At 71.0% G+C, this 23477-nt stretch carries 21 protein-coding genes; 7 read left to right on the plus strand and 14 right to left on the minus strand.

Going from position 1 to position 23477, the window contains the following annotated elements; genetic code table 11:
• Window positions 1-69: 69 nt before the first annotated feature.
• The 3 genes from NQ707_RS01995 (at window position 70) to NQ707_RS02005 (ending at window position 4830) form a co-directional block, all read left to right on the plus strand.
• Window positions 70-2742: a DEAD/DEAH box helicase gene (locus NQ707_RS01995; protein ID WP_404434489.1), complete on the plus strand. Its 2673-nt coding sequence runs from the start codon at window positions 70-72 to the stop codon at window positions 2740-2742.
• Window positions 2739-4160 (plus strand): alpha/beta fold hydrolase, encoded by a 1422-nt coding sequence (locus tag NQ707_RS02000; protein ID WP_404434491.1) that lies wholly within the window; start codon window positions 2739-2741, stop codon window positions 4158-4160. Before NQ707_RS01995 ends, NQ707_RS02000 begins: the two co-directional genes overlap by 4 nt.
• A 166-nt stretch (window positions 4161-4326) precedes the next feature.
• Window positions 4327-4830: a GNAT family N-acetyltransferase gene (locus NQ707_RS02005; protein WP_100462941.1), complete on the plus strand. Its 504-nt coding sequence runs from the start codon at window positions 4327-4329 to the stop codon at window positions 4828-4830.
• Window positions 4831-4923: 93 nt separating this feature from the next.
• Here NQ707_RS02005 and NQ707_RS02010 read toward each other — a convergent pair whose 3' ends face one another.
• Complete coding sequence (locus tag NQ707_RS02010; RefSeq protein ID WP_100462942.1) at window positions 4924-5715, minus strand: SOS response-associated peptidase; 792 nt, start codon at window positions 5713-5715, stop codon at window positions 4924-4926.
• A 144-nt stretch (window positions 5716-5859) separates the two neighbouring features.
• On the opposite strand from NQ707_RS02010, the gene NQ707_RS02015 reads away from it, so the two are divergent.
• Window positions 5860-6708 carry a tripartite tricarboxylate transporter TctB family protein gene (locus NQ707_RS02015; RefSeq protein WP_100462943.1) on the plus strand — a complete coding sequence of 283 codons (849 nt, stop codon included), beginning with the start codon at window positions 5860-5862 and terminating at the stop codon, window positions 6706-6708.
• A 697-nt stretch (window positions 6709-7405) separates the two neighbouring features.
• Here NQ707_RS02015 and NQ707_RS02020 read toward each other — a convergent pair.
• On the minus strand, window positions 7406-8107 hold the full coding sequence (locus tag NQ707_RS02020) for a biotin/lipoate A/B protein ligase family protein (RefSeq protein WP_404434494.1): 702 nt from the start codon (window positions 8105-8107) through the stop codon (window positions 7406-7408).
• A 166-nt stretch (window positions 8108-8273) separates the two neighbouring features.
• On the opposite strand from NQ707_RS02020, the gene NQ707_RS02025 reads away from it, so the two are divergent.
• Window positions 8274-9500 carry a SulP family inorganic anion transporter gene (locus tag NQ707_RS02025; RefSeq protein WP_404434496.1) on the plus strand — a complete coding sequence of 409 codons (1227 nt, stop codon included), beginning with the start codon at window positions 8274-8276 and terminating at the stop codon, window positions 9498-9500.
• 41 nt (window positions 9501-9541) lie between these two features.
• Here NQ707_RS02025 and NQ707_RS02030 read toward each other — a convergent pair whose 3' ends face one another.
• The 6 genes from NQ707_RS02030 to NQ707_RS02055 form a co-directional block, all read right to left on the minus strand.
• A complete protein-coding gene (locus NQ707_RS02030; protein WP_404434500.1) occupies window positions 9542-10156 on the minus strand; it encodes an SRPBCC domain-containing protein in 615 nt (204 codons plus the stop codon).
• 150 nt (window positions 10157-10306) lie between these two features.
• Window positions 10307-11281 carry a class 1b ribonucleoside-diphosphate reductase subunit beta gene (gene nrdF, locus NQ707_RS02035; RefSeq protein ID WP_075515336.1) on the minus strand — a complete coding sequence of 325 codons (975 nt, stop codon included), beginning with the start codon at window positions 11279-11281 and terminating at the stop codon, window positions 10307-10309.
• A 64-nt stretch (window positions 11282-11345) separates the two neighbouring features.
• Window positions 11346-13499: a class 1b ribonucleoside-diphosphate reductase subunit alpha gene (gene nrdE, locus NQ707_RS02040; RefSeq protein WP_075515300.1), complete on the minus strand. Its 2154-nt coding sequence runs from the start codon at window positions 13497-13499 to the stop codon at window positions 11346-11348.
• Window positions 13496-13960 (minus strand): class Ib ribonucleoside-diphosphate reductase assembly flavoprotein NrdI, encoded by a 465-nt coding sequence (gene nrdI, locus NQ707_RS02045; protein ID WP_404434697.1) that lies wholly within the window; start codon window positions 13958-13960, stop codon window positions 13496-13498. The genes nrdE and nrdI overlap by 4 nt, the downstream gene beginning before the upstream one ends.
• A 163-nt stretch (window positions 13961-14123) precedes the next feature.
• On the minus strand, window positions 14124-14360 hold the full coding sequence (gene nrdH / locus NQ707_RS02050) for a glutaredoxin-like protein NrdH (protein ID WP_075515299.1): 237 nt from the start codon (window positions 14358-14360) through the stop codon (window positions 14124-14126).
• A 328-nt stretch (window positions 14361-14688) separates the two neighbouring features.
• Window positions 14689-15774: an App1 family protein gene (locus NQ707_RS02055; protein ID WP_404434503.1), complete on the minus strand. Its 1086-nt coding sequence runs from the start codon at window positions 15772-15774 to the stop codon at window positions 14689-14691.
• Between the two features lie 79 nt (window positions 15775-15853).
• Here NQ707_RS02055 and NQ707_RS02060 point away from each other — a divergent pair, with 79 nt between their 5' ends.
• A complete protein-coding gene (locus tag NQ707_RS02060) occupies window positions 15854-16888 on the plus strand; it encodes a HoxN/HupN/NixA family nickel/cobalt transporter (protein WP_165869960.1) in 1035 nt (344 codons plus the stop codon).
• Here the strand turns inward: NQ707_RS02060 and NQ707_RS02065 are convergent.
• Genes NQ707_RS02065 through NQ707_RS02090 form a run of 6 tightly spaced genes read right to left on the minus strand, consistent with a single transcriptional unit; the run spans window position 16863 to window position 21567 of the window.
• Window positions 16863-17660 carry an urease accessory protein UreD gene (locus NQ707_RS02065; RefSeq protein WP_100462951.1) on the minus strand — a complete coding sequence of 266 codons (798 nt, stop codon included), beginning with the start codon at window positions 17658-17660 and terminating at the stop codon, window positions 16863-16865. The two genes, NQ707_RS02060 and NQ707_RS02065, sit on opposite strands and share 26 nt — an antisense overlap.
• Window positions 17657-18493, minus strand: a complete 837-nt coding sequence (gene ureG, locus NQ707_RS02070) for an urease accessory protein UreG (RefSeq protein ID WP_100462953.1) — start codon at window positions 18491-18493, stop codon at window positions 17657-17659. The genes NQ707_RS02065 and ureG overlap by 4 nt, the downstream gene beginning before the upstream one ends.
• Window positions 18486-19190, minus strand: coding sequence for an urease accessory protein UreF (locus NQ707_RS02075; protein WP_197939446.1), 705 nt, complete (start codon window positions 19188-19190; stop codon window positions 18486-18488). Before NQ707_RS02075 ends, ureG begins: the two co-directional genes overlap by 8 nt.
• A gap of 9 nt (window positions 19191-19199) precedes the next feature.
• On the minus strand, window positions 19200-20927 hold the full coding sequence (locus NQ707_RS02080) for an urease subunit alpha (protein WP_100462954.1): 1728 nt from the start codon (window positions 20925-20927) through the stop codon (window positions 19200-19202).
• Window positions 20924-21268, minus strand: coding sequence for an urease subunit beta (gene ureB, locus NQ707_RS02085; RefSeq protein WP_100462956.1), 345 nt, complete (start codon window positions 21266-21268; stop codon window positions 20924-20926). Before ureB ends, NQ707_RS02080 begins: the two co-directional genes overlap by 4 nt.
• A complete protein-coding gene (locus NQ707_RS02090) occupies window positions 21265-21567 on the minus strand; it encodes an urease subunit gamma (RefSeq protein ID WP_075515292.1) in 303 nt (100 codons plus the stop codon). Before NQ707_RS02090 ends, ureB begins: the two co-directional genes overlap by 4 nt.
• Window positions 21568-21755: 188 nt before the next feature.
• Between NQ707_RS02090 and NQ707_RS02095 the strand changes: the two genes are divergently transcribed.
• A complete protein-coding gene (locus NQ707_RS02095; protein ID WP_075515291.1) occupies window positions 21756-23477 on the plus strand; it encodes a cytosine permease in 1722 nt (573 codons plus the stop codon).

Consider the following 23477-nt stretch of genomic DNA (forward strand, 5'->3'; position numbering starts at 1 on the left):
GAGGCGGCGGGGTCGGGTCGGGCGGGCGCAAGCGGGGCCGACCCGGGCGGGTCGGTAGACTCGGGCCCGATGAGACTGCTCGAAGCCCTGGACCCCCGCCTCGCCGATGACGACCGCCGCTACTTCCGGGGAGATTTCGCCTCGAATCCGCTGACCGCGGAGGAGATCGCCGACGGCTTCTCCCGGTGGATCGACTCCCGGGGGATGCAGCTGTACCCGGCGCAGGAGGAGGCGGTGCTGGAGCTGGCCTCCGGGGCCAACGTCATCCTGGCCACCCCGACCGGCTCCGGGAAGTCCACGGTCGCGGTGGCCGCGCACTTCACGGGCCTGGCCCGCGGGCAGCGCTCCTACTACACGGCGCCGATCAAGGCGCTGGTCTCGGAGAAGTTCTTCGACCTGTGCGCGATCTTCGGCGCGCAGAACGTCGGGATGGTCACCGGGGACTCCTCGATCAACGCCGGTGCGCCGATCGTGTGCTGCACCGCGGAGATCCTGGCGAACGTGGTGCTGCGCGAGGGCGCGGGGGCCGATCTGTGCCAGGTGGTCATGGACGAGTTCCACTTCTACTCGGATCCCCAGCGGGGCTGGGCGTGGCAGGTGCCGCTGCTGGAGCTGCCGCAGGCGCAGTTCCTGCTGATGTCCGCGACCCTGGGGGATGTGACCCGGTTCCGGCGGGAGCTGAGCGAGCTGACGGGCCGGGAGACGGCCTACGTGACCTCCTCGGAGCGGCCGATCCCGCTGCACTACTACTACTCGGAGCAGCCCGTGCACGAGGCCATCGAGGAGCTGGTGCGCACGGACCGGGCCCCGGTGTACGTGGTCCACTTCTCCCAGGCCCAGGCCATGGAGCAGGCCCAGGCGCTGATGAGCATCGCGGTGCTGTCCAAGGAGGAGCAGCAGGCGGTCTCCGAGGCGATCGCGGGCTTCCGGTTCTCGGCGGGCTTCGGCAAGACCCTGAACAAGCTGGTGCGCCACGGCATCGGGGTGCACCACGCCGGGATGCTGCCCAAGTACCGGCGGCTGGTCGAGCAGCTGGCCCAGCGCGGGCTGCTGAAGGTCATCTGCGGCACGGACACCCTCGGCGTCGGCATCAACGTGCCGATCCGCACGGTGCTTTTCACGGCCCTGTCCAAGTTCGACGGACGCCGCACCCGGCGGCTGAAGGCCCGGGAGTTCCACCAGATCGCCGGACGGGCCGGGCGGGCCGGATATGACACGGCCGGGACCGTCGTCGTGCAGGCCCCGGAGCACGAGATCGAGAACGCGAAGCTGCTGGAGAAGGCCAGGAACCGCTTCGGGGAGGACGAGAAGCGGATCGAGCAGTCCCTGCGGGGCAAGCGGAAGAAGCCCCCGCAGGGCTTCGTGACGTGGTCGCGCCAGACCTTCGAGCAGCTGGTGGCCGCCGAGCCTGAGCCGCTGACCAGCTCCTTCGGGGTGACCCACTCGATGCTGCTGAACCTGCTGCACCGGCCCGGGGACCCCTTCGCCGCGGCCGGCCGGCTGTTGCGGGAGAACCACGAGACCCCGGCCCGGCAGCGGGAGATGATCCGCCGGGCCCTGGGCATCTACCGGGAGCTGCTGGCTGCCGGCGTCCTGCGCCGCCTGGATCGCCCGGATGAGGAGGGCCGCCCGGTGGCGCTGACCGTGCAGCTGCAGGAGGACTTCGCGCTGAACCAGCCGCTGTCCCCCTTCGCCCTGGCGGCCCTGGAGCTGCTGGATCGGGAGTCGCCGGACTACGCGCTGGACGCCGTCTCCGTGATCGAGGCGACCCTGGATGACCCGCGGCAGGTGCTCATCGGCCAGGAGCGCAAGGCCCGCGGGGAGGCCATCGCCGCGATGAAGGCCGAGGGCATGGAGTACACGGAGCGGATGAACGCCGCGGACCGGATCACCTACCCGCAGCCCCTGGCCGAGCTGCTGGAGCAGACCTTCGAGACCTACCGCTCCGGGGCGCCGTGGATCGCGGAGTTCGAGCTGTCCCCGAAGTCCGTGGTACGCGACATGTACGAGCGGGCCATGTCCTTCGGCCAGTACGTGCAGTTCTACGAGCTCTCCCGCTCGGAGGGCATCCTGCTGCGCTACCTCTCGGACGCCTACCGGGCCCTGCGCCAGACGGTGCCCCCGGCGGCCCTGACCGAGCAGCTGGAGGATCTCATCGCGTGGCTGGGCGAGCTGATCCGCCAGACGGACAACTCCCTGATCGACGAGTGGGAGCGGCTGAGCGCCGGAGAGGACGCGGCACCCGAGCCGGAGTCCCTGGAGGAGCTCGTGGCGGAATCCGCCCCGAAGGTCACGGACAACCCGCGGGCCTTCCGCGTCATGGTGCGCAACGCCCTGTTCCGGCGGGTGGAGCTGTTCGCCGACGAGCGCGAGCGCACCCTGGGCTCCCTGGACGGGGACTGCGGGTGGGATGCCGACCGGTGGGCCGATGCGATGGATGAGTACTTCGAGGCCTACGACGACCTGTTCACGGACGCGCAGGCGCGCTCCCCGCAGCACCTGATGATCGATGACGCGCAGCCGGGGATCTGGCGGGTGCGCCTGGCCTTCGCGGATCCGGAGGAGAACTACGACCACGGGATCACGGCCGTGGTGGATCTGGCGGCCTCGGATGAGGCCGGGGCCCCGGTGCTGCGCATCGGGCACGTCGGTCCCTTCGCCGAGGCCGGGCCGCTGGAGGCCGTCGAGGACCTGCTGGAGGGGCAGGCGCCGACCGGCGGTGCCGAGGGGGTGCGGCGATGAGCCGGATCCTGCCCGCGCCCGGTGCGGCCCCGGTGCCGCACCGGGCCGGTCCCGTGCACGAGGTCGGGAGCCTGCACCTGAGCGAGCATCGGTTCCGGGTGCCGCTGGCGCACGCCCGGGTCTGGACCCACCCGGAGGATCCGGCGGTGCCGGAGGCGGTGGCGGACCGGGAGATCGAGGTCTTCGCCCGGGTGGCCACGAGTGCTGATCCGGAGGCGCCGGTGCCGGTGCGGCGTCGGCCGTACCTGGTGTACCTGCAGGGTGGGCCGGGCATGGCCTCCCCGCGCCCGGCGTCGGATTCCGGGTGGCTGGGGCTGCTCGCCCCGCACTACCGGGTGGTGCTGCTGGATCAGCGCGGCACCGGCCTGTCCACCCCGCTCAGCGCGGGGTCCCTGGCCCGGGAGGGCGACGCCGCGGCGCAGGCGGCGTACCTGGAGCATTTCCGCGCCCCGGACATCGTGGCCGATGCCGAGGCGGTGCGCGCGACGCTGCTGGCCGGGGAACCGGAGACCCGGTGGGCGAGCCTGGGGCAGAGCTTCGGCGGCTTCCTAACCCTGACCTACCTGTCCTTCGCCCCGGAGTCCCTGCTGCACTGCTGGATGACCGCGGGCCTGGCCCCGATCCACCGCGGCCCCGAGGAGGTCTACCGGGCGACGTATCGGCGGATGGCCGAGCGCAGCCGGGAGTTCCTCTCCTGGTACCCGGAGGATGCCGAGCGGGCCGGGCGGATCGCGGATCTGCTGGCGGGGCGGGAGGCGCTGCTGCCGGATGGGTCTCCGCTGAGCCCGGAGCGGTTCCAGAGCGTCGGGATGCTGCTGGGCGGCACCGGGCGGGTGCACCGGCTGCACTACCTGCTGGAGTCGGCCTTCGCCGAGGGCCCGGATGGCCTCGCGGAGGGCTTCCTGGCGGAGGCGGCCGGCGTCGTCGGCTTCGCGGGGCACCCGCTGTACGCCCTGATGCACGAGGCCATCTACGCGGATGGCCCGGGCACGGCGACGGCGTGGGCGGCGCAGCGGGTGCGGAAGGAGCTGCCGGAGTTCTCCCCGGCGGCCCGCCCGCTGCTGTTCACCGGGGAGATGATCCAGCCGTGGCACTTCCGCCTGGACCCGGCGCTGCGCCCGCTGCGGGAAGTCGCCGAGCTGCTGGCGGCCAAGCAGGACTGGGGGCGGCTCTACGACCTGCGGGTTCTGCGGGGCAACGAGGTGCCGGTGGCGGCCAGCGCGTATGAGCACGACGTGTACGTGGACTTCGACGCGGCCCGACAGACCGCGGCGTCGGTGGGGTCGCTGGACCTGTGGACCTCCCCGACGCTGCACCACGACGCCCTGGGCAACGACTCCCGGGAGGTGCTGCACGGGCTGGGCGAGCTGCTGGCCCGCGCCGGGGCCCTGCCGGGCAATCCGGTGTCGCCCGCGTGAGGTCCGGGGCGGCCCTGAACGCGGCCCTGAGCGGACGCAGACGGTCATCTGCCCGGTCCCCATGTGGCGCCGGGTACACTGACGTGCAGGTTCCCGGGCGCCCACCCCGGTCCCGCCCGATCCTCGGCGCGGGACCCGAGGCACCCTCTCCCGGAAGGAGCAACCCATGAGCGGAAAGATCACGCTGATCGGGGACACGTGGACGTCCACCCGCCCGGTCACGGTCAGCACCCGTCCGGTGGCCCGCCAGGACGCCGACGGCCTGGCCCGGCTGTTCTTCACGGCCTACGATGACGGTTCGGTGACTTCCCAGGCCCACGCTCTGGAGATCCTGCACCACATGTTCGACGGCGAGTACGGCGCGGTGCTGCCGAAGGCCTCCCCCGTGGTGGTGGATGATGCGGGCCGGATCATCGCCGCCGCCCTGGTGCTGGAGTCCCGGGTGGGCGATGACCTGCCGGATTCGCCGTATATCTTCGAGCTGTTCACGGAGTCCTCCCGGCGCCGGGAGGGCTTCGCCGAGCAGCTGCTGCGCGTGGCCATCACAGAGCTGAAGGAGGAGGGGTTCGAGCACGTGGCCCTGCGGATCAGCGAGGACAACGCCGCGGCGCTGGCCCTGTACCTGACCCTGGACTTCCGCCGGTGGTTCCCCGAGGAGGATGAGCTCTAGGCTCCCACGGGACGCCGCCGCGCGGGCCCGATCGCACCGAGGTGCGCTCGGCCCGCGCGCGTCTGACGGGTCTGCTGTGTCTGCCGTGACTGCTCAGAGCAGCCGCCGCTGCCCCGCCGGTTCCAGCAGCTCGGGCCCGTTGTTCCGGGGGCTGCCCACGGCCGGTCCCACCTCGCGCAGGCGCCATGCGGCGGCGACATCGTAGGCTCGTTCCCGCACCGCGTCGATGGCCCGCTGGGCGGCCTCGGCGCCCTCGGCGGCGGTGCGCAGCCAGGTGCTCAGCCCGTCCTGCGGGTCCCCGGTGGTCTCCAGGGGGATCGGCAGGCGGTCGTGCAGCCGGGAGAGCTGGCGCAGGGTCTCGGAGTCCCGGGCATCGGCCTCCTCGGCAGAGGGCGAGTCCATGGTGAGGATGGTCGCCGAGAGCAGCCACTGTCCTTCGTCGGGGCCGCTGGGGATGCGCCACCAGTCGTAGAGGCCGGCGAAGTAGATGCTCTGCTCCTCGGCGGAAGGGTGCACGTAGTACGGGGTCTTCTCGGGGGTCTTGCGGCCGGGGACCTCGGTGCGCAGCCACTCGTAGTAGCCGTTGGCGGGGATCGCGCAGTGCTGGGCGGCGGCGGCGTGGCGGAAGGCGGGCTTGGTCGCGGCGGTCTCGCTGCGGGCGTTGAAGGTGCGGGAGGAGAAGGTCTCGTCCTTCGCCCACCGGGGCAGCAGGCCCCAGCGGGCCGGGTGGATGGCGCGTCGCCGGGTGCCGTCCTCCTGGGCGTGGTCCACGATGATGGGCACCGTGTGCGTGGGAGCGACGTTGTAGTCCGCGCAGCTCTCCTCCAGCTCCACCCCGGCCAGCAGGTCCCCCGCCGCCCGGGCGATCACGTAGCGTCCGCACATCGCCGGTCCCCCTCTCCCAGTCCTCGGCGTCTCCCCTCGTCCGACGGCCATCATGCCACGCCGACGTCGCCTCCCCCACACCCTGGGAAAAACCTGTAAGGTTCTTCGGGTTCCCATCCATCTCGCACCAACAGGAGATCCCCCGTGTCCGAGAACCCCCACGGCTCCCACCCGAGCCAGGAGCCCACCCCCGAGGGCTACCCCGCCCCCACCCACCAGAGTGGCCAGCAGCAGGCCGGCTACCCGCAGGCCCCCTACGGCGCTCCCCAGGTTGCGCCCCAGAGCAAGGCGCGCAACGTCGTCGGCATCATCGCCATGATCTGCGCGATCCTCGGGACCATCCTGGCCTGCATCCCCGGGATCTTGGCCCTGGGATGGATTCTGCTTCCGGTGGGCTTCATCATGGGCATCGTCGCCGTGTGCCTGAAGGGCAAGGTCAAGTGGCAAGGGATCACCGCGATCATCGTGTCGGTGGTCGGGACGCTGATCGGCTTGCTCGTGTTCTTCCTCGTCATCGCCAACGCCGTCAACGACGCCGTGCAGGATAGTGATACCTCGCCGTCCACTTCAGCGTCCTCCTCCGCCGCGGCGGGTTCCGCCGCCGAGGAGACGGGCAAGTTCGGCCAGACCGTCCAGTGGGATGATGGTCTCAAGGCCACCGTGGGCGAACCGCAGGAGTTCACCCCCTCGGAAAGCGCTTCCGTCCAGGGCGATGGACAGGCTCGGAAGTTCACCATCACCGTGCACAACGGCACCGACAAGGCCATCGATGCCATGGGCATCAGCTCCACGGTCCAGTCGGGTGGAAAGCAGGCTGACTCCGTCTTCGATTCCGCGCAGAACATCGAGATTCCTTCTGGGAAGATCCAGCCCGGCAAGGATCTGACCTTCGACGTTGTCTACCAGGTGGCCGATCCGTCGGACATCAGCTTCGACCTGTCGATCATCGATCCGGACAGCTTGGACACCCATGAGGTGACCTTCGTTTCCTGATCGCCCTCGCGATCCGCCTCGGGCCCCGACATCCCAGCGATGCCGGGGCTCTTTGCGTCCATCCGGATTTTCCCTGCCGCGCAACATGGTCCTTCTTCCGCTCCCACGCGACGAAGACCCCTCCACGCCGTGTTCCGCGGGCTCGCGATGCCACGCCGACGTCGCCTCTCCCATACCGTGGGAGAACCCGGTAATGTCCTGTGCACCCTCATCCCGTCTCGCCCCGCGGGAGATGCCCCGTCTCCGAGACACCCCACGGTCCCCACCCGAGCTGGCAATCCGGTCCCGCGGGCCTACCCCTCCCGGGCGGCCACCCGCAGGTCCCCGACGGGACCCCCCGTTCCCGCCGGGAAGGACCGGATCCAACGTCGTCGGCATCATCGCGCTGGTCTGCTCGATCCTCGGCACCGAGCTGATCTTCCTCCGTGTCCCCCTGCTGGGGCTGTTCGGCGTGATCCTGCTGCCGATCGCCTACTCCTGGGCATCATCGGCGTGTGTCAGAGGCGGAAGGCCAAGTGGCAGGGCTCCACCGCGATCGTCGTGTCGGCGGCCGGCACGGTGGCCGGCTTCATCACGCTCACCCTGCTCATCGCGATCCCGATCTTCGGCCTCCACCTTAGACCTCCGACCCGATGCCATCCGCCGTGTGCACTTCGAGCTCACACGCCATCCGGGCGATGAGGCCGACCGCGCCCGCTCACCCGAGCCCGCCCCGGGCGGCCCGCTCCCACGCGGCATACTGCTCCAGCACGGCATCCTCGACGTCTTCGATCCTCGCCTCGGAGATCAGCTGCCGGACCGCTCCCACGGTGCCGGGATCCAGCTCGAGACCCAGGGCCGCATAGACCTCGGTGAGCACGGCGGCCAGCGGCTCCCGCCGGTCCACGACGACGGCGGCGGAGAACCACCAGGCGCCGGCCACCACCCGCTGCGCGGTGCCCACCAGCTTCGTCGGTCCGATGCCACCGGCCGCGCCGTGGACGCTGAACTCCCCGGGACAGTATTCGCCCGGCAGCTCCCCCACCCCGGCGTCGACCCCCAGGTCGGCCAGGGCCCGCGCCCACAGCGCCCCGAACTCGCGGTAGCGGCGCTGGTTGCCGCCGGTGGCATCGGCGTCAGGGCACAGGTGGTCCACGATCAGGCAGTCCCGGTGATAGGCCGCAGCCCGCCCGCCGACCTTGCGCACCCACGGTTCGAAGCCGTGAGCCGCGGCGGACGATGCCGCCCGGGCGAAGCCGGAGTTCAGCTCATCCCGACGCCCGAAGGCCACCACCGGCGCCGGACGGGACAGGCGCAGCACCTCCGGGTGCTCCCCGCGCCCGACGGCGCGCAGCAGCTCCAGGGTCCGCGCGTAGTCCGCGGCACCCGGGGCCGCGGCCTCCACCCGCTCGATGCGCACCGGCGCCTCCTTTTCTCCCGATTCCCGGCCAGCCTAGTCCAGCCCCGACGCTCGCTGTGGCCCCTATTCCGGTTCGGGAAACCGAGCAGGTGCCCGTCCCGGGCGCGGGGGTATCCTCGAACAGCGCCGCCCCCCTCATTCCCGTCTCGAACCGAGGTCCCCGCCCGTGCCCACCACCACCCCGTCTTCCGGGCGCGATCAGACCGACCCGTCCGAAGGCGGCGCCGTCCTCAACGCGCTGCGTCACCCACGGGTGCTGGGGCGGGAGGTGACCGCCGGGTTCATGACCTCCCTGGCGCTGATCCCGGAGTCCACGGCCTTCGCGGTGGTGGCCGGGCTGGACCCGCGGATGGGGCTGTACGGCGCCGTCATCGTCGCGGTGGTGACCTCGGTGCTCGGCGGGCGCCCCGGCATGGTCTCGGCCGCGGCAGGCTCGGTCGCGCTGGTCGCCGCTCCCCTGGTCCGCTCCCACGGGGTGCAGGCCTACCTGCTGGCCGTCATCCTCTCCGGGGCGCTGCAGGTGGTGCTCGCGGTGTGCGGGGCGGCGAAGCTGATGCGGCTGATCCCGCCGGCGGTGATGCGCGGGTTCGTGGATGCCCTGGCCATCCTGATCTTCACCTCGCAGCTGCCGGAGCTGATCGGCGTCCCCTGGGCCGTGTACCCGCTGGTGGCCCTCGGGCTGCTCGTGGTCTTCCTGCTCCCCCGCCTGAGCACGGCCGTGCCGGGGCCGCTGGCCGCCGTCGTCGTGGTGACGGCCGCGGCGTGGCTGCTGGGGTGGACGGTGCCGACCGTCGGGGACCGCGGCGCGCTGCCCCACGGCCTGCCCAGCCTCGGGCTGCCGAGCCTGCCCACGGATGCGGGCGCGTGGACGGCGATCGTGCCGATCGCGGCCGCGATGGCCGTGGTCGGGCTGGTGGAGTCACTGCTCACCGCCCGCCTGGTCGATGACATCACCGGCACGGGCTCGGATAAGACCCGGGAGGCCTGGGCGCTGGGCACGGCGAACATCGCCGCGGGATGCTTCGGCGCGATGGGCGGGTGCGCGATGATCGGGCAGACCATGATCAACGTCCGGCACGGCCGGGCCCGGACCCGCCTGTCCACGCTGGCCGCGGCCGGCTCGGTGCTGATGCTCGCCCTGGTGCTCGCGGACCTGCTGGCGGCGATGCCGATGGCGGCGCTGACCGCGGTGATGGTGTTCATCGCCGTGACCACCTTCGACTGGCACTCGGTGGCCCCGCGGACCCTCAAACGCTCCCCCTGGCCGGTCACCGTCGTGCTGGTGGCCACCGTCGGACTGACGGTGGCCACCCACGACCTAGCGATCGGCGTCATCGTCGGCACGGTGCTGGCCCGGCTGCTGCCGCGCGGGACCCGCCCGCAGGTCATCTGACCTCAGCGGGGCGGGCCTCGACGGAGGGATGAGCGGGCGGCTCAGCCGAGCAGCCGCGCCGCGGCCTCGGAACGCTGCCGCGCGTCATCCTCCTCGGCGCCGGCGGCCACGTGCTCCTGACGCCAAGCCTCCACGAGCCGACCGCGCAGGGCATCCTCGCCCTGCTCGGCGTGGATCTGCTCGAGGACTTCGCGGGTGTGCCCGATATTGCCGGACAGGTGCACGTCCAGGGCGGCCAGGGCCTCATCCCACACGACGCCGAGCTCGGCCGGCCCGTACTCGCCCCACCGCTGGTCATCGGCCACGGTGTGCCGCACGGTCACTGAGGTCCCGGTGACCCCAGTGGTCACCGCGACGGCGACCTTCCCGGTGCGCTCGGCCTCGGTCCACTCCAGCTGGATGGCCCGGTGGCGGTCGCAGTACTGGATGGTGCCGGTGACGCCGCGGTCCTCGACGGCGAAGCTCCCGCCGGTGCGCAGGTCCCCGGTGACGGTTCCGAACCAGTCGGCCAGGCGCTGCGGCTCGGTGAGGGAGTCCCAGACCTCGGCGATGGGGTTGGTGTAGCGGGTGGCCAGCATGACCACGTGGGTCTTCTCGTTGTCCTTGACGTGGCGGTCCACGCGCTCGAACTGCTCGGTGGGATCGGGAATGCTCATGATCTCCGTCATACAGGACCGCAGGCCCCAGCGCCACTCGGAAAGCCCAGCGCCACTCGGAAAGCCCGGAGACGCAGAGGAGCCCGGTCCGCACCCCGGATGGGGGCGGGCCGGGCTCCTCTGCGTCCTCGCGGGACGGGAGTCAGCGGATCAGAAGTCCCAGTCCTCGTCCTCGGTGTTCACGGCCTTGCCGATCACGTAGGAGGAACCCGAGCCGGAGAAGAAGTCGTGGTTCTCGTCGGCGTTCGGGGACAGGGCGGAGAGGATCGCCGGGGAGACGTCGGTGACCGACGCCGGGAACATCGCCTCGTAGCCCAGGTTCATCAGGGCCTTGTTGGCGTTGTAGTGCAGGAACTTCTTCACGTCCTCGGACAGGCCGACGCCGTCGTAGAGGCTGTGGGTGTAGGCCACCTCGTTCTCGTACAGCTCGAACAGCAGCTCGAAGGTGTAGTCCTTGATCTCCTGCTGGCGCTCCGGGGACTCCTTCTCCAGGCCCCGCTGGAACTTGTACCCGATGTAGTAGCCGTGCACGGCCTCGTCGCGGATGATCAGGCGGATCAGATCCGCGGTGTTGGTCAGCTTCGCGTGGGAGGACCAGTACATCGGCAGGTAGAACCCGGAGTAGAACAGGAAGGACTCCAGCAGAGTGGAGGCCACCTTCTTCTTCAGCGGGTCCTCGCCCTGGTAGTAGTCCATGACGATGTTGGCCTTCTTCTGCAGGTGCGGGTTCTCCCGGGACCAGCGGAACACCTCGTCGATCTCCTTGGTGGAGGCCAGGGTGGAGAAGATCGAGGAGTAGGACTTCGCGTGCACGGACTCCATGAACGCGATGTTCGTGTACACTGCCTCCTCATGCGGGGTGATCGCATCCGGCAGGAGGGAGACGGCCCCGACGGTGCCCTGGATGGTGTCCAGCAGCGTCAGGCCCGTGAAGACCCGCATGGTCAGCTGCTTCTCCTCCTCGTTCAGGGTGTTCCAGGACTGGACGTCGTTGGACAGCGGGACCTTCTCCGGCAGCCAGAAGTTCCCGACCAGCCGGTCCCAGACCTCCTGGTCCTTCTCATCCTGGAGGCGGTTCCAGTTGATCGCCTCGACCTGGTGGACCAGTTCGACCTTCTCGCTCATCATGGCGTTCTCGGTGCTCCTTGTGCGTGGTGGCGGATTCGACGACGGCGGCGGGCGGGGCCGCTCACAGCATGCAGGACACGCAGCCCTCGACCTCGGTGCCCTCCAGGGCCAGCTGGCGCAGCCGCGAGTAGTAGATCGTCTTGATCCCCTTGCGCCACGCGTAGATCTGGGCCTTGTTGATGTCCCGGGTGTTCGCGGTGTCCCGGAAGAACAGGGTCAGGGACAGGCCCTGGTCCACGTGCTGGGTGGCCGCGGCGTAGGTGTCGATGACCTTCTCGTACCCGATCTCGTAGGCATCCTGGTAGTACTCCAGGTTGTCGTTGGTCAGGTACGGCGCGGGGTAGTACACCCGGCCCAGCTTGCCCTCCTTGCGGATCTCGATCTTCGAGGCGATCGGGTGGATCGAGGAGGTGGAGCCGTTGATGTAGGAGATGGACCCGGTCGGCGGCACGGCCTGCAGGTTCTGGTTGTACATCCCGTGGGTCTGCACCTGCTCGCGCAGCTGCTCCCAGTCCTGCTGGGTGGGGACGTGCACGCCGTCGAACATCTCGCGCACCTTCTGCGTGGCCGGGGCCCACTCCCGCCGGATGTACTTGTCGAAGAACTCCCCGGAGGCGTACGCGGAGTCCTCGAAGCCCACGAAGGACTCCCCCCGCTCCTTGGCGATCAGGTTGGAGGCGCGGATCGCGTGGTAGAGCACCGTGTAGAAGTAGATGTTCGTGAAGTCGATGCCCTCCTCGGACCCGTAGAACACCTCCTCGCGGGCCAGGTAGCCGTGCAGGTTCATCTGCCCCAGCCCGATGGCGTGGCTCATCCGGTTGCCCCGCTCGATCGAGGGCACGGAGTCGATGTCGGACATGTCCGACACGGCGGTGAGCCCGCGGATCGCGGTCTCGATGGTCTTGCCGAAGTCCGGGGAGTCCATGGTGTGGGCGATGTTCAGGGAGCCCAGGTTGCAGGAGATGTCCTTGCCCACCTCGGCGTAGCCGAGGTCCGCGTCGTAGGCGGAGGGCTCGGAGACCTGCAGGATCTCGGAGCACAGGTTGGACATGATGACCTTGCCCTGGATGGGGTTGGCCCGGTTCACGGTGTCCTCGAACATCACGTACGGGTAGCCGGACTCGAACTGGATCTCCGCCAGCGTCTGGAAGAACTCCCGGGCGTTGATCTTCTTCTTCTGGATGCGGGAGTCATCGACCATCTCGTAGTACTTCTCCGTGACGGAGATGTCCGAGAACGGCATCCCGTAGACGCGCTCGACGTCGTACGGGGAGAACAGGTACATGTCCTCGTTGCGCTTGGCCAGCTGGAAGGTGATGTCCGGGATGACCACGCCCAGGGAGAGGGTCTTGATGCGGATCTTCTCGTCCGCGTTCTCCCGCTTGGTGTCCAGGAACTTGTAGATGTCCGGGTGGTGGGCGTGCAGGTACACGGCCCCGGCGCCCTGGCGGGCCCCGAGCTGGTTGGCGTAGGAGAAGGAGTCCTCCAGCAGCTTCATCACGGGGATGACCCCGGAGGACTGGTTCTGGATCTTCTTGATCGGGGCGCCGGACTCGCGCAGGTTGGTCAGGGCGAAGGCCACCCCGCCGCCGCGCTTGGACAGCTGCAGGGCGGAGTTGATGGAGCGCCCGATGGACTCCATGTTGTCCTCCACGCGCAGCAGGAAGCAGGAGACCAGCTCGCCGCGCTGCTTCTTCCCGGCGTTGAGGAACGTGGGGGTGGCCGGCTGGAAGCGCCCGGAGATGATCTCCTCCACCAGCTCGGTGGCCAGCTGCTCATCGCCGCGGGCCAGGGTCAGGGCGACCATGACCACCCGGTCCTCGAAGCGCTCCAGGTACCGCTGCCCGTCGAAGGTCTTCAGCGTGTAGGAGGTGTAGAACTTGAACGCGCCGAGGAAGGTCGGGAAGCGGAACTTCTTGGAGTAGGCCAGCTTGGACAGGCCCTTGATGAACTCGAAGCTGTACTGCTCCAGCACCTCCGGCTCGTAGTACTGGTTCTCCACCAGGTACTCCAGCTTCTCCTCCAGGTCGTGGAAGAACACGGTGTTGGTGTTCACGTGCTGGAGGAAGTACTGGCGGGCGGCCTGCCGGTCGGCGTCGAACTGGATCATGCCGTTCGCGTCGTAGAGGTTCAGCATGGCGTTGAGCTCGTGGTAGCCCAGGCCCTTGTACTTCTCGGGGATGGTCTTGTCGGCGGCGGGGGCCTCGTCGGTCATGCCGGCAGCGGCGGGCAGTTTCGTGTCCAAAACGCGGTGAGTCCTTCGTGTGCGCGGGTCACGTCCTCGGACGTGCCCATGAGTTCGAATTTGTAGAGTACGGGGACCTGGCACTTGGCGGCGATCTTGTCCGCGGCGATGCCGAAGTCCTCCCCGAAGTTGGTGTTGCCCGCGCCCATCACGCCGAGCATCAGCTCGCGGTTGCGGGGCTCGCGCAGGAACTTCATGACCTGCGGCGGGATGGTCTCCCCGGAGCGGGGACGCCCGTAGGTGGGCACGCACAGGACGAACGGCCGGTCCATGATCGGGGTGTCCTCCCCCGTGCGCAGCGGGATGCGCACGGTCGGGAAGCCCAGCTTCGCCACGAACTTGGCGGTGTTGCCGGAGATCGAGGAGAAGTAGACGACGAGGGGGTCCTGCTGCGCCGCAGCCCGGGGGTGCGGCGGGGTGTTCGGATCGATGGTGTGCGATGAGTCCGCGGCGGTGGACACTTCGACCTCATTCCTCACAGGGGTGGTGCGGTGGACGACGTCGGTCGGGCGCGTCCTGGGGGTGCGTGCGCGGTCCGCGGGCGGCTCGTGGAGGAAGGCGGCCGACCGGTGCCCGCGCGTGCAGGCGGGGGCTTCAGGAGACGAGCGTGGCCTCCAGGGCGGCGATCTTGTCCGGGCGGAAGCCGGACCAGTGGTCGTCCTCGGTGATCACGACGGGGGCCTGCAGGTAGCCCAGTTCCTTGATCCGCTCGAGGGCGGCGGCGTCCTCGGTGACGTCGACGACGTCGTAGGAGATGCCCCGCTTGTCCAGGGCGCGGTAGGTCGCGTTGCACTGGACGCAGGCGGGCTTGGTGTACACGGTCACAGACATGGTGCTCCTCCGAAGACTGCTGGGATGGATCCGCTCGGAACGGGTGCGCGCGGGCCTGATGCGGCGGGTCGCGCTCGTGGGCGGCGGAACGGCTCCAATACTACATCTAGTGGCGACCCCTGCAAGGACCCCCAGATAGTGTGCTCAACACCCCTGCTCGGGGTTATCCCCAGGCGCGGCCGCGGGTTTCCGCGGGGCGGTCTCGGTTGTCCACAGCGGCGCCCCCGATGCCGCGCCGTCGGGAGGCCCGGCATGGAACATCTCACAGCCGGATCTGCCCGTCTGGACCCCCTCGCGGGGGTAGTGGGAGCGTTCGGCGCGGGCCGGGTCAGAGCAGCCCGGCCGAACCCAGCTTGTCCGACAGGCTCGCCCCGTCGTTGGCTTCCATCCACAGGGAGCCGGCGGCGATCTGCTTGGCCCGGTCATCGCTCCACACCCGCCCGGAGGCCAGCACGGACTCCCCCACCGTAAGGTTGCGGATCAGGATGGCGGCCACCCGGTCCGGGTAGCGCAGCGCGAAGCCGTTGTACACGTCCGGGTCCCGCTGCCCGTCGTCGCCGATGAGGATCCAGCGCACGTCCGGGAACTCCTCGGCCAGCCGACGCAGGAAGCCGACCTTGTGCCCGGCCCCGGAGCGGAACCATCGGCTGCGCGTGGGCCCCCATTCCGTGAGCAGCAGGGTGCCCTCCGGATAGGCGTTGCGGGAGAGGAACCGGCGCAGCGCCGGGGCCACGTTCCACGCCCCGGTGGACAGGTACATGATCGGCGCCTCGGGGTGGGCCCGGTGGATCCGCTCCAGCAGCACGGGCATCCCCGGGGTGGGCATGCGCGCGTGCTCGCTGAGCACGAAGGAGTTCCACGCCGCCAGCAGCGGCCGCGGCAGGGCGGTGACCATCACGGTGTCATCCACATCGCAGACGACGCCGATCCGCTGCCCGTCCGGGACCACGTACACCGTGGTCTCGGTGGGCTCGGCACCGGACATGGCCAGGGTGACCCGATGCTGTCCCGGGGTCAGGGCGATGGGCAGGCGCACGTCCAGCACCCCGCCCTCGTCGGCCCGCACGGGGAACTCCCGACCCTCGATGCGCACCGTGATCGGCGCCTCGGAGATGGGCACGGAGGTGAAGGAGCGCCAGCCGCGGGCCGCGCTGGTGCGGCGGGGGTTGCCGGTGAGCATCTCCGTGAGCTCGGTGAACAGCTGGGTCTTGTACAGCGCCCGGCACAGCACCCGCACCCAGGAGGTCGTGCCGTAGCCGACGAAGGGCACGATGACGGGCTCGTTGCCGGCCCGGCGGGCGGCCGTCTCCCGGTGCTCGTGCACCCGGTCCATGATGCGGTAGCCGAGGTTCAGGGCCTCGGCGCCGACGACGGAGGTCGAGGAGCCGCGGACGCGGCGGCGGGGCAGGCGCATGGGTTCCATGCTGGCACAGCCGCGCCGGTCGGGCCGGGCGGTTCACCTGCGGGCAACACGCCCCGGGCATCATGGGCCCATGACCCAGCAGGCCTGCGCCCCCTCCCTCCGCGTCCCCGATCCCGCCGTGCGCCGCGCGTGGCTGTTCGTCCTCCTCCTGCTGGCCGGCACGTGGCTGTGGTGGGCCTGCGCGGCCGGGACGGAGGGGCGGCTGTGGCTGCTGGGCGGGACGGCCTTCCTGCTGGGCATGCGCCACGGGCTGGATGCGGACCACATCGCCGCGATCGACAACGTGACCCGTCGTCTCATGGGGGCCGACGACGCCCGCGGCCGCCGGGGTGGGGCAGGAACCACCGGGCTGTGGTTCTCCCTGGGGCACTCCACGGTGGTGCTGGCCGCGGTGGTGCTGCTGCTGGCCGGCTCGCGGACGCTGCGGGAGCAGCTCGGGGACGAGGACTCGGCCCTGGGTCGGTTCACGGGCGTGTGGGGCCCGAGCGTGTCCGCGGTGTTCCTGGTGGGAATCGCGGTGTGGAACGTGGTCCTGCTGCTGCGCCGCGAGCGCGGCCAGCGCCCCGGTGCGGCTCGGGGTCCAGCCGGGGCGATCTTCGGTTCCCTGCTGTCCGGCATCGGCTCGGCCCGCGGTATGTATCCGGTGGGTCTGCTGTTCGGGCTGGGCTTCGATACGGCGGCCTCGGTGGGGCTGATGGTGATCTCCGCCCAGGCCATCGAGGGTGCGTCCTGGTCGGCCGCTCTGGGGCTGCCGCTGCTGTTCACCGCGGGCATGGCCTGCTGCGACCTGGCCGATTCCACCATCGTGCGGCGGGTCTACGGGTGGGCCCTGGAGGCCCCGGCGCGGCGGCGGGCCTACGATGCGTCGGTCACGCTGATCTCCGCGGTGGCTGCGCTGCTGGTCGCGGCGGTGACCGCGGCGGAGCTGGCCGCGGACGCGGATCTGCCGGTGCCGCGTCTGCTGGCCGGGCTCAACGTGGAGTATGTGGGCGTGTGGCTGCTGGTGCTCAGCGTGCTGGGCTGCGCGGTGTATCTGCCGCGCCTGGTCCGGAGCCTGTCCGTCCTCAGGTCCCGTCAGGTCACCGGGGGTCGGGGCGTCCGGTGACCTCCGGGCGGTCACCGGGCTCGGGGCGGTCCATCGCCGCCAGCCACCGGTGCAGCACCGGCTCCAGGGCTGCGCGGCCGCGGTGGGCGTGCTCGCCCATCCACCGCCACAGGATCCCGGGCCCGGCCAGGTGTAGCAGCTCCTCCCCCGTGCCCTCCGGGTCCGGGACGAAGCCCAGGGCCATGGCCTGCACGAGGGTGCGGTGTCCGGCCAGCACGGCCGGGTCCCGCCACAGGCTCGTCTCGGTTCCGGGCACGGTCCCGGTGAGCAGGTCCTCCACCAGCAGCGGGGCGCCGTCGTGGGTGATCCGGGTCGTGGTGCGCACCGGGGAGCCGGTCTCCCCGGAGCGCCCGAGCACCAGGGTCTCGGCCAGCACGGCCCGGGCGCCGTCGGCCAGCTCCAGCCGGGTGGCCCGGGTCAGGGCCGAGCCCTGGGCGGCCACGCAGGGGGCGGCGTCGTAGCGCAGCCGTGCCCCGGGGCCCAGGCTGCCGGTCAGCTCCCAGCGGCTGGCTCGCCCGCCGGCGTCGTAGGCGACCAGCCCGGCCGGTTCGATCAGCTCTGCGCTCACTCCGGGTCCCAGGCGCACGCGCAGGGCCAGCCGGTCTCCGCCGAGCAGGCTCATCTGCCGCCCGAGCAGCGCGATGCGCACCCGCGGTCCGTCCCGGTGCACGGGGCGGGCGCTGACCAGGTCCCCGGGCTGCAGCCGGGTCACCCGGGCCCGGCCCTGCTCATCCGCGTCGATCTCGATGACGGTGGGGCGGCTGGCGCTCACGCCTCGGCCGGGCCCGCGCCCGTCTCCCCGTGGGAGTGGGTGTGCGGGTGCTCGTGGACGTGGGGCTCGTCCGCGCCGTCGTGGGTGTGCAGGTATCCGCCGTCCTCGTCGGCGTGGAAGTGCGGGGCCATGGGGCCGGGATCCACGGGGGTGTGCACCCCGGCGAGGTGGTTGCCCCGGACCTGCAGGATCCAGTCGCACAGGGCCTGCACGGTCTCGGGGCGGTTCTTGGACACGGGCAGCACAGGCGCGCCCTCGCGGGCCGCGGCGGCGTCGCCCACCATCTGCTCGACGTCCACCTCGACGTAGGCGGCGATGTCGGTCTTGTTGATCACCAGCAGGTCCGCCCGTCCGATGCCGGGGCCGCCCTTGCGGGCGACGTCTCCCCCACCGGCCACGTCCAGGACGAAGATCTGGGCATCGATCAGCGCCGGGGAGAAGGTCGCGGTGAGGTTGTCCCCGCCGGATTCGACCAGGACCAGGTCCAGGGGCGCGAAGTCCTCCTCCAGCTCCTCCACGGCCATCAGGTTGGTGGTGACGTCGTCGCGGATCGCGGTGTGCGGGCAGGCCCCGGTCTCCACGGCGCGGATGCGCTGGGGGTCGAGGACTCCGGCGGAGCGCAGGAAGCGGGCGTCCTCGTCGGTGTAGATGTCGTTGGTGATGACGCCGATGCTCAGCTGTCCGCTCAGCCGGGCGCAGATGGAGGCGATCAGCGAGGATTTGCCGGTGCCCACAGGCCCGGCCACCCCCAGTCGCAGGGTGGGGCGGGCGGGGCTGCCGGTGGCGGCGGGGTTCTCGGTGGTCGTCTCGGGGGTGGTCGTCTGCTCAGGCACGGAACAGCCTCCTGTCTCGTCGGTCGTGGGTCTGGGCCCAGTGGTCGATCATCGGCGCGGCCAGGGCCGGGATGTCCTCCGGGGCCCGGACCGCCAGGGCGGTGCGCACCACGTGGGTCACCGTGGGCGCCAGCCGCAGGATCCAGGCCGGGGGCACGGCCGGGTCCATCGGCTCCAGCTTCAGGGCGGCCGCGGCCACCGTCTGCGCGTCTTCGTAGCACAGGGCCGTGACCAGCGCGGTCTCCTCCAGGCCCCAGGCCGCCGCGATCAGCCCCAGGGCCACGCCCCGATGCGGTCGGGGCCCGCAGACCTGCGGGTCCAGGGCCTCGGGGGCGACGGCGTGCGGCAGGGTGCGGGCCAGGCGCAGCAAGGCCCTCCCCAGGAAGGCCGCGGTGCGCCGCTGCGCGGGTGCGGGCGTGCGGGCGGCAAGCTCCGCCTCCACCGCACGCACGGTGCCCCGATCCGGGCTGCGGGCCACGAGCACGGCCGCGGCGGCCTCCGCGGCGACGACGCTGAGCAGCCGGGTCCGCAGGTACCCGGGGATCTGCTCCGGGCGCAGCTGCCCGGCCAGCAGGGCCGGTTCCAGGGATCCCGAGAACGCGTGTGCCCCGGTGGGCAGGCGCGCGTCGGCCAGCAGCAGACGCAGCAGCTCGGCGGTGGCCCGCGGGTCCGCGGCGGCCTCGACCTCGGTGTGCACGGGAGCCTCCTAGAACAGGTGGTACCGCTGGGTCAGCGGCAGCCGGCGGGCGGGTCGGTGCGGCACGGGCTCGCCGTCGATGCTGACCCGGAAGGTCTCGGAGTCCACGTCGATGCGCGGGGTCGCGGCATTCAGGACCATGTCCACCTTCCCGATGCCGCGGGTGTCCTTGACGGGGGTGAGGCGCCGACGCAGCCCGAGCCGGTCCCGCAGGCCGTCCTCCAGGGCCGCCGGGGCGACGAAGGTCGTGGCCAGGTCCGCCGCGCTGGGCCCCCACCCGGCCAGCTGGCGCCGCATCAGCACCGGCTGCGGGGTCGGCAGGGAGGCGTTCGGATCGCCCGTCGGGGCCAGGACGATGCCGCCGCCCTTGATCACCGCGTCCGGTCGCACGGCGAAGAAGGCCGGGGACCACAGGACCAGATCCGCCAGCTTGCCCGGGGTCACCGAGCCCACCTCGTCGTCGATGCCGTGGGCGATCGCCGGGTTGATCGTGTACTTGGCGACGTAACGGCGGGCCCGGGCGTTGTCCGCCGGGGCGGCCTCGTCCTCGGCGGTGCGCCCGCGCAGAGCCTTCATCGCGTGGGCCACCTGCCAGGTGCGGGTGATGGTCTCCCCGATGCGGCCCATCGCCTGGGCGTCGGAGGAGGTGATGGACAGCGCCCCCATGTCGTGCAGGATGTCCTCGGCCATCATCGTGGTGCCGCGGATGCGGGATTCGGCGAAGGCCAGGTCCTCGGGGATGCGAGGGTTCAGGTGGTGGCAGACCATGAGCATGTCCAGGTGCTCGTCCACCGTGTTCACCGTCAGCGGCAGGGTGGGGTTGGTCGAGGCCGGCAGCACGTTGGGGTGGGAGGCGACCGTGATGATGTCCGGGGCGTGTCCTCCACCGGCGCCCTCGGAGTGGAAGATGTGGATGCCGCGCCCGCCGATGGCGGCCAGGGTGTCCTGCACGAATCCGGCCTCGTTGAGGGAATCCGCGTGCAGGGCCACCTGGATGCCCAGCTCCTCGGCCGCGCGCAGGGCGGTGTCGATCGCCGCGGGGGTGGCACCCCAGTCCTCGTGGACCTTCAGCCCCGCCGCGCCTGCCATGATCTGCTCCCGGCAGGCTTCGAGGGAGGAGGTGTTGCCCTTGCCGTAGAGCAGGATGTTCAGCGGCACCGCGTCCAGCCCGCGGTGGATCGTCATCAGGTTGGCCGGCCCCGGGGTGCAGGTGGTGGCCTTGGACCCCTCGGCGGGCCCGGTCCCCCCGCCGCCCACCGTGGTGATCCCCGCCGCGAGCGCCTCCTCGAGGGCCCCGGGGCCGAGCAGGTGCACGTGGGTGTCGATGCCGCCGGCGGTGAGGATCTTGCCCTCCCCGGCGAGGATCTCGGTGCCGGGGCCGATGGCGAGGTCGGGGTGCACCCCGTCCATGGTCTCGGGGTTGCCGGCCTTGCCGAGGGCCGCGATGCGCCCGTCCTTGATGCCGACGTCGGCTTTGACGATCCCGGCGGCGTCGAGCACCAGGGCGTTGGTGATGACCAGGTCCGGCGCCCCGGGTTCTCCGTGGCCGGCGGCGCTGGTGCGTCGGGACTGACCCATGGACTCCCGGATGTCCTTGCCGCCGCCGAAGACGACCTCGTCGCCGCCGAAGCAGTGGTCGACCTCCGGGGTGATGGTCAGGTCGGTGTCGCCCAGGCGCACCCGGTCCCCGATGGTCGGTCCGTACAGGTGGGCGTAGTCGCGGCGGGGGATCCTCATGCCGTCTCCTGCGAGGTCGCGGGCCCGGCACCCTGGGGTGCGGGGCGGTCCAGGGGCGCGCGCAGACCCGGCACGGTGCGGGTGCCGGCCAGGGGGATGGCCTGCACCTGCCGGGTCACACCGGGTTCGAAGCGCACGGAGGTGCCGGCGGGGATCGCCAGGCGGTGGCCGCGGGCTGCTTCCCGGTCCAGGTTCAGCCCTGGGTTGACCTGGCTGAGTTCGTAGTGGGAGCCGATCTGCACGGGGCGGTCGGCGGTGTTGGTGATGGTCAGGGTGGTCACGGGGCGCTCGCCCAGCAGCTCGTGCTCGCCCTCGGCGGGCAGGATCTCCCCGGGGATCATGAGATCGGCTCCGTGATGGTGATCAGCTTGCGTCCGTCGGGGAAGGTGGCCTCCACCTGGATGTCCGGGATCATCTCGGGGACCCCGTCCATGACCTGATCCCGGGTGAGCACGTGGCGTCCTTCGGCCATGAGCTCGGCGACGCCGCGTCCGTCCCGGGCGCCCTCGATGGCCCAGCAGGAGATCAGGGCGACAGCCTCGGGGTGGTTGAGCAGGACGCCGCGCTGCAGGCGCTCGCGGGCCACCATCCCGGCCACGGCCAGCAGCAGCTTCTCGGTGTCCGAGGGACTGAGCATCATGGGCTCGAGACTAGGCGGCGGCTGTTTCCCGGGTGTTTCGGGTCTCTCCGGGTCCGCCGGGACCCGATGACGCCGCGGAAACACGCCGCTGATGGCGGTGAAATCCGGGCGCGGGAGGATGGCGGGCATCCCGGCGGCCCGCACGCACTCAGGCCGCTGCACCGCACCCGCGCACCTGAGGAGCCCCGATGACCCAGACCCTCTCCGCCCCCGGCACCGCCGGGGCCCCGGCCCCCGCCGCACCCGATGCGGGGACCCGGGAGTCCCTGGAGGACTACACCCTGCGCTTCGCCCCGCGCTCCTACCGCACCTGGAGTCCCGCGGTCGTCGCGATCAGCGCCCTGGGCGGCATCGCCTACCTGGCGGACTTCTCGATCGGGGCGACCATCGGGATCTCCTACGGCACGGCCAACGCGGTGTGGGGTGTGCTGGTGGCAGCGGTGATCATCTTCGTCACCGGGTTCCCGCTGGCCTACTACGCCGCCCGGTACAACGTGGACCTGGACCTGATCACCCGGGGTTCGGGGTTCGGCTACTACGGCTCGGTGCTGACCAACGTGGTGTTCGCCTCCTTCACGTTCATCTTCTTCGCCACGGAGGGCTCGATCATGGCCCAGGGGTTGAAGCTGGGTCTGGGCATCCCCCTGCCGGTGGGGTATCTGATCTCCACGGTCATGGTGATCCCGCTGGTGGCCTACGGGATGAAGGCGCTGGCGAAGCTGCAGGTGTGGACGACGCCGCTGTGGCTGGTGCTGATGGTGGTGCCGCTGGTGTACCTGGTCCAGCGCGACCCGGACGCGGTGGGGACCTTCCTGGCGTACACGGGCCGCTCCGGTCAGGCCGGGGTGAGCACGGCGTCGGTCATGCTGGCGGCGGGGGTGTGCCTGTCGCTGATGGCGCAGATCGCCGAGCAGATCGACTACCTGCGGTTCATGCCCGCGCGCACCGGTCGCAACCGGCGGGCCTGGTGGACCGCGCTGGTGCTGGGCGGGCCCGGGTGGGTGCTGTTCGGTGCGGCCAAGCAGATCATCGGGATGTTCGTGGCGGTCTGGCTGATCTCCCACGCGGTGCCGGGCACGGATCCGCACGCCGAGGAGCCGGTGCACCAGTTCCTGGGGGTGTACCGGGAGATGATGCCGGGGTGGCTGGCGATGACGCTGGCGGTGGTGCTCGTCGTGATCTCGCAGATCAAGATCAACGTGACCAATGCGTATTCCGGCTCCCTGGCGTGGACCAACAGCTTCACGCGGCTGACCCGGCGGTATCCGGGGCGGCTGGTGTTCGTCCTGGTGAACCTCGGCATCGCGCTGGCGCTGATGGAGGCGGACATGTTCGCGATGCTCAGCGCGGTGCTGAGCTTCTACGCCAACTGCGCGATCGCCTGGATCACCACGGTGGCCGCGGACATCGCGGTGAACAAGATGCTGCTGGGGATCTCCCCGAAGCAGCCGGAGTTCCGCCGCGGGATGCTCTATGCGGTGAACCCGGTGGGCTTCGGCGCCTTCCTGATCTCCGCCGGGGTGTCCATCGCCGTGTACTTCGGCGCCTTCGGATCCGGGGTCCAGCCGTATTCGGCGCTGTTCGCGGTGGGTCTGGCGGTGGTGTGCACCCCGGTGCTGGCCGTGGTCACCGGGGGACGGTACTACCTGCGGCGCACCGATGACGGCGTGGCCGTGCCGATGTACGACGGTGAGGGCAACCCGACCGATGAGCGGCTGCGCTGCTGCGTGACCGGGCTGGAGTTCGAGCGTCCGGACATGATCGCCTCCGCCCGGCCCGGTCCGGCCGGTGAGATCCAGTACATCTCCTCGCTGGCCCTGGCCACGGATCGCACCGGAGAGCACGTCCTGCCCGCACAGACGCACACGAACCCACGGAAACACAACAGAAAGCGGGTGCCGGCGGAGTAG

The sequence above is a fragment of the Rothia sp. BD8 genome (genome assembly GCF_044878465.1).
GTDB classification, from domain to species: Bacteria; Actinomycetota; Actinomycetes; order Actinomycetales; family Micrococcaceae; genus Rothia; species Rothia kristinae.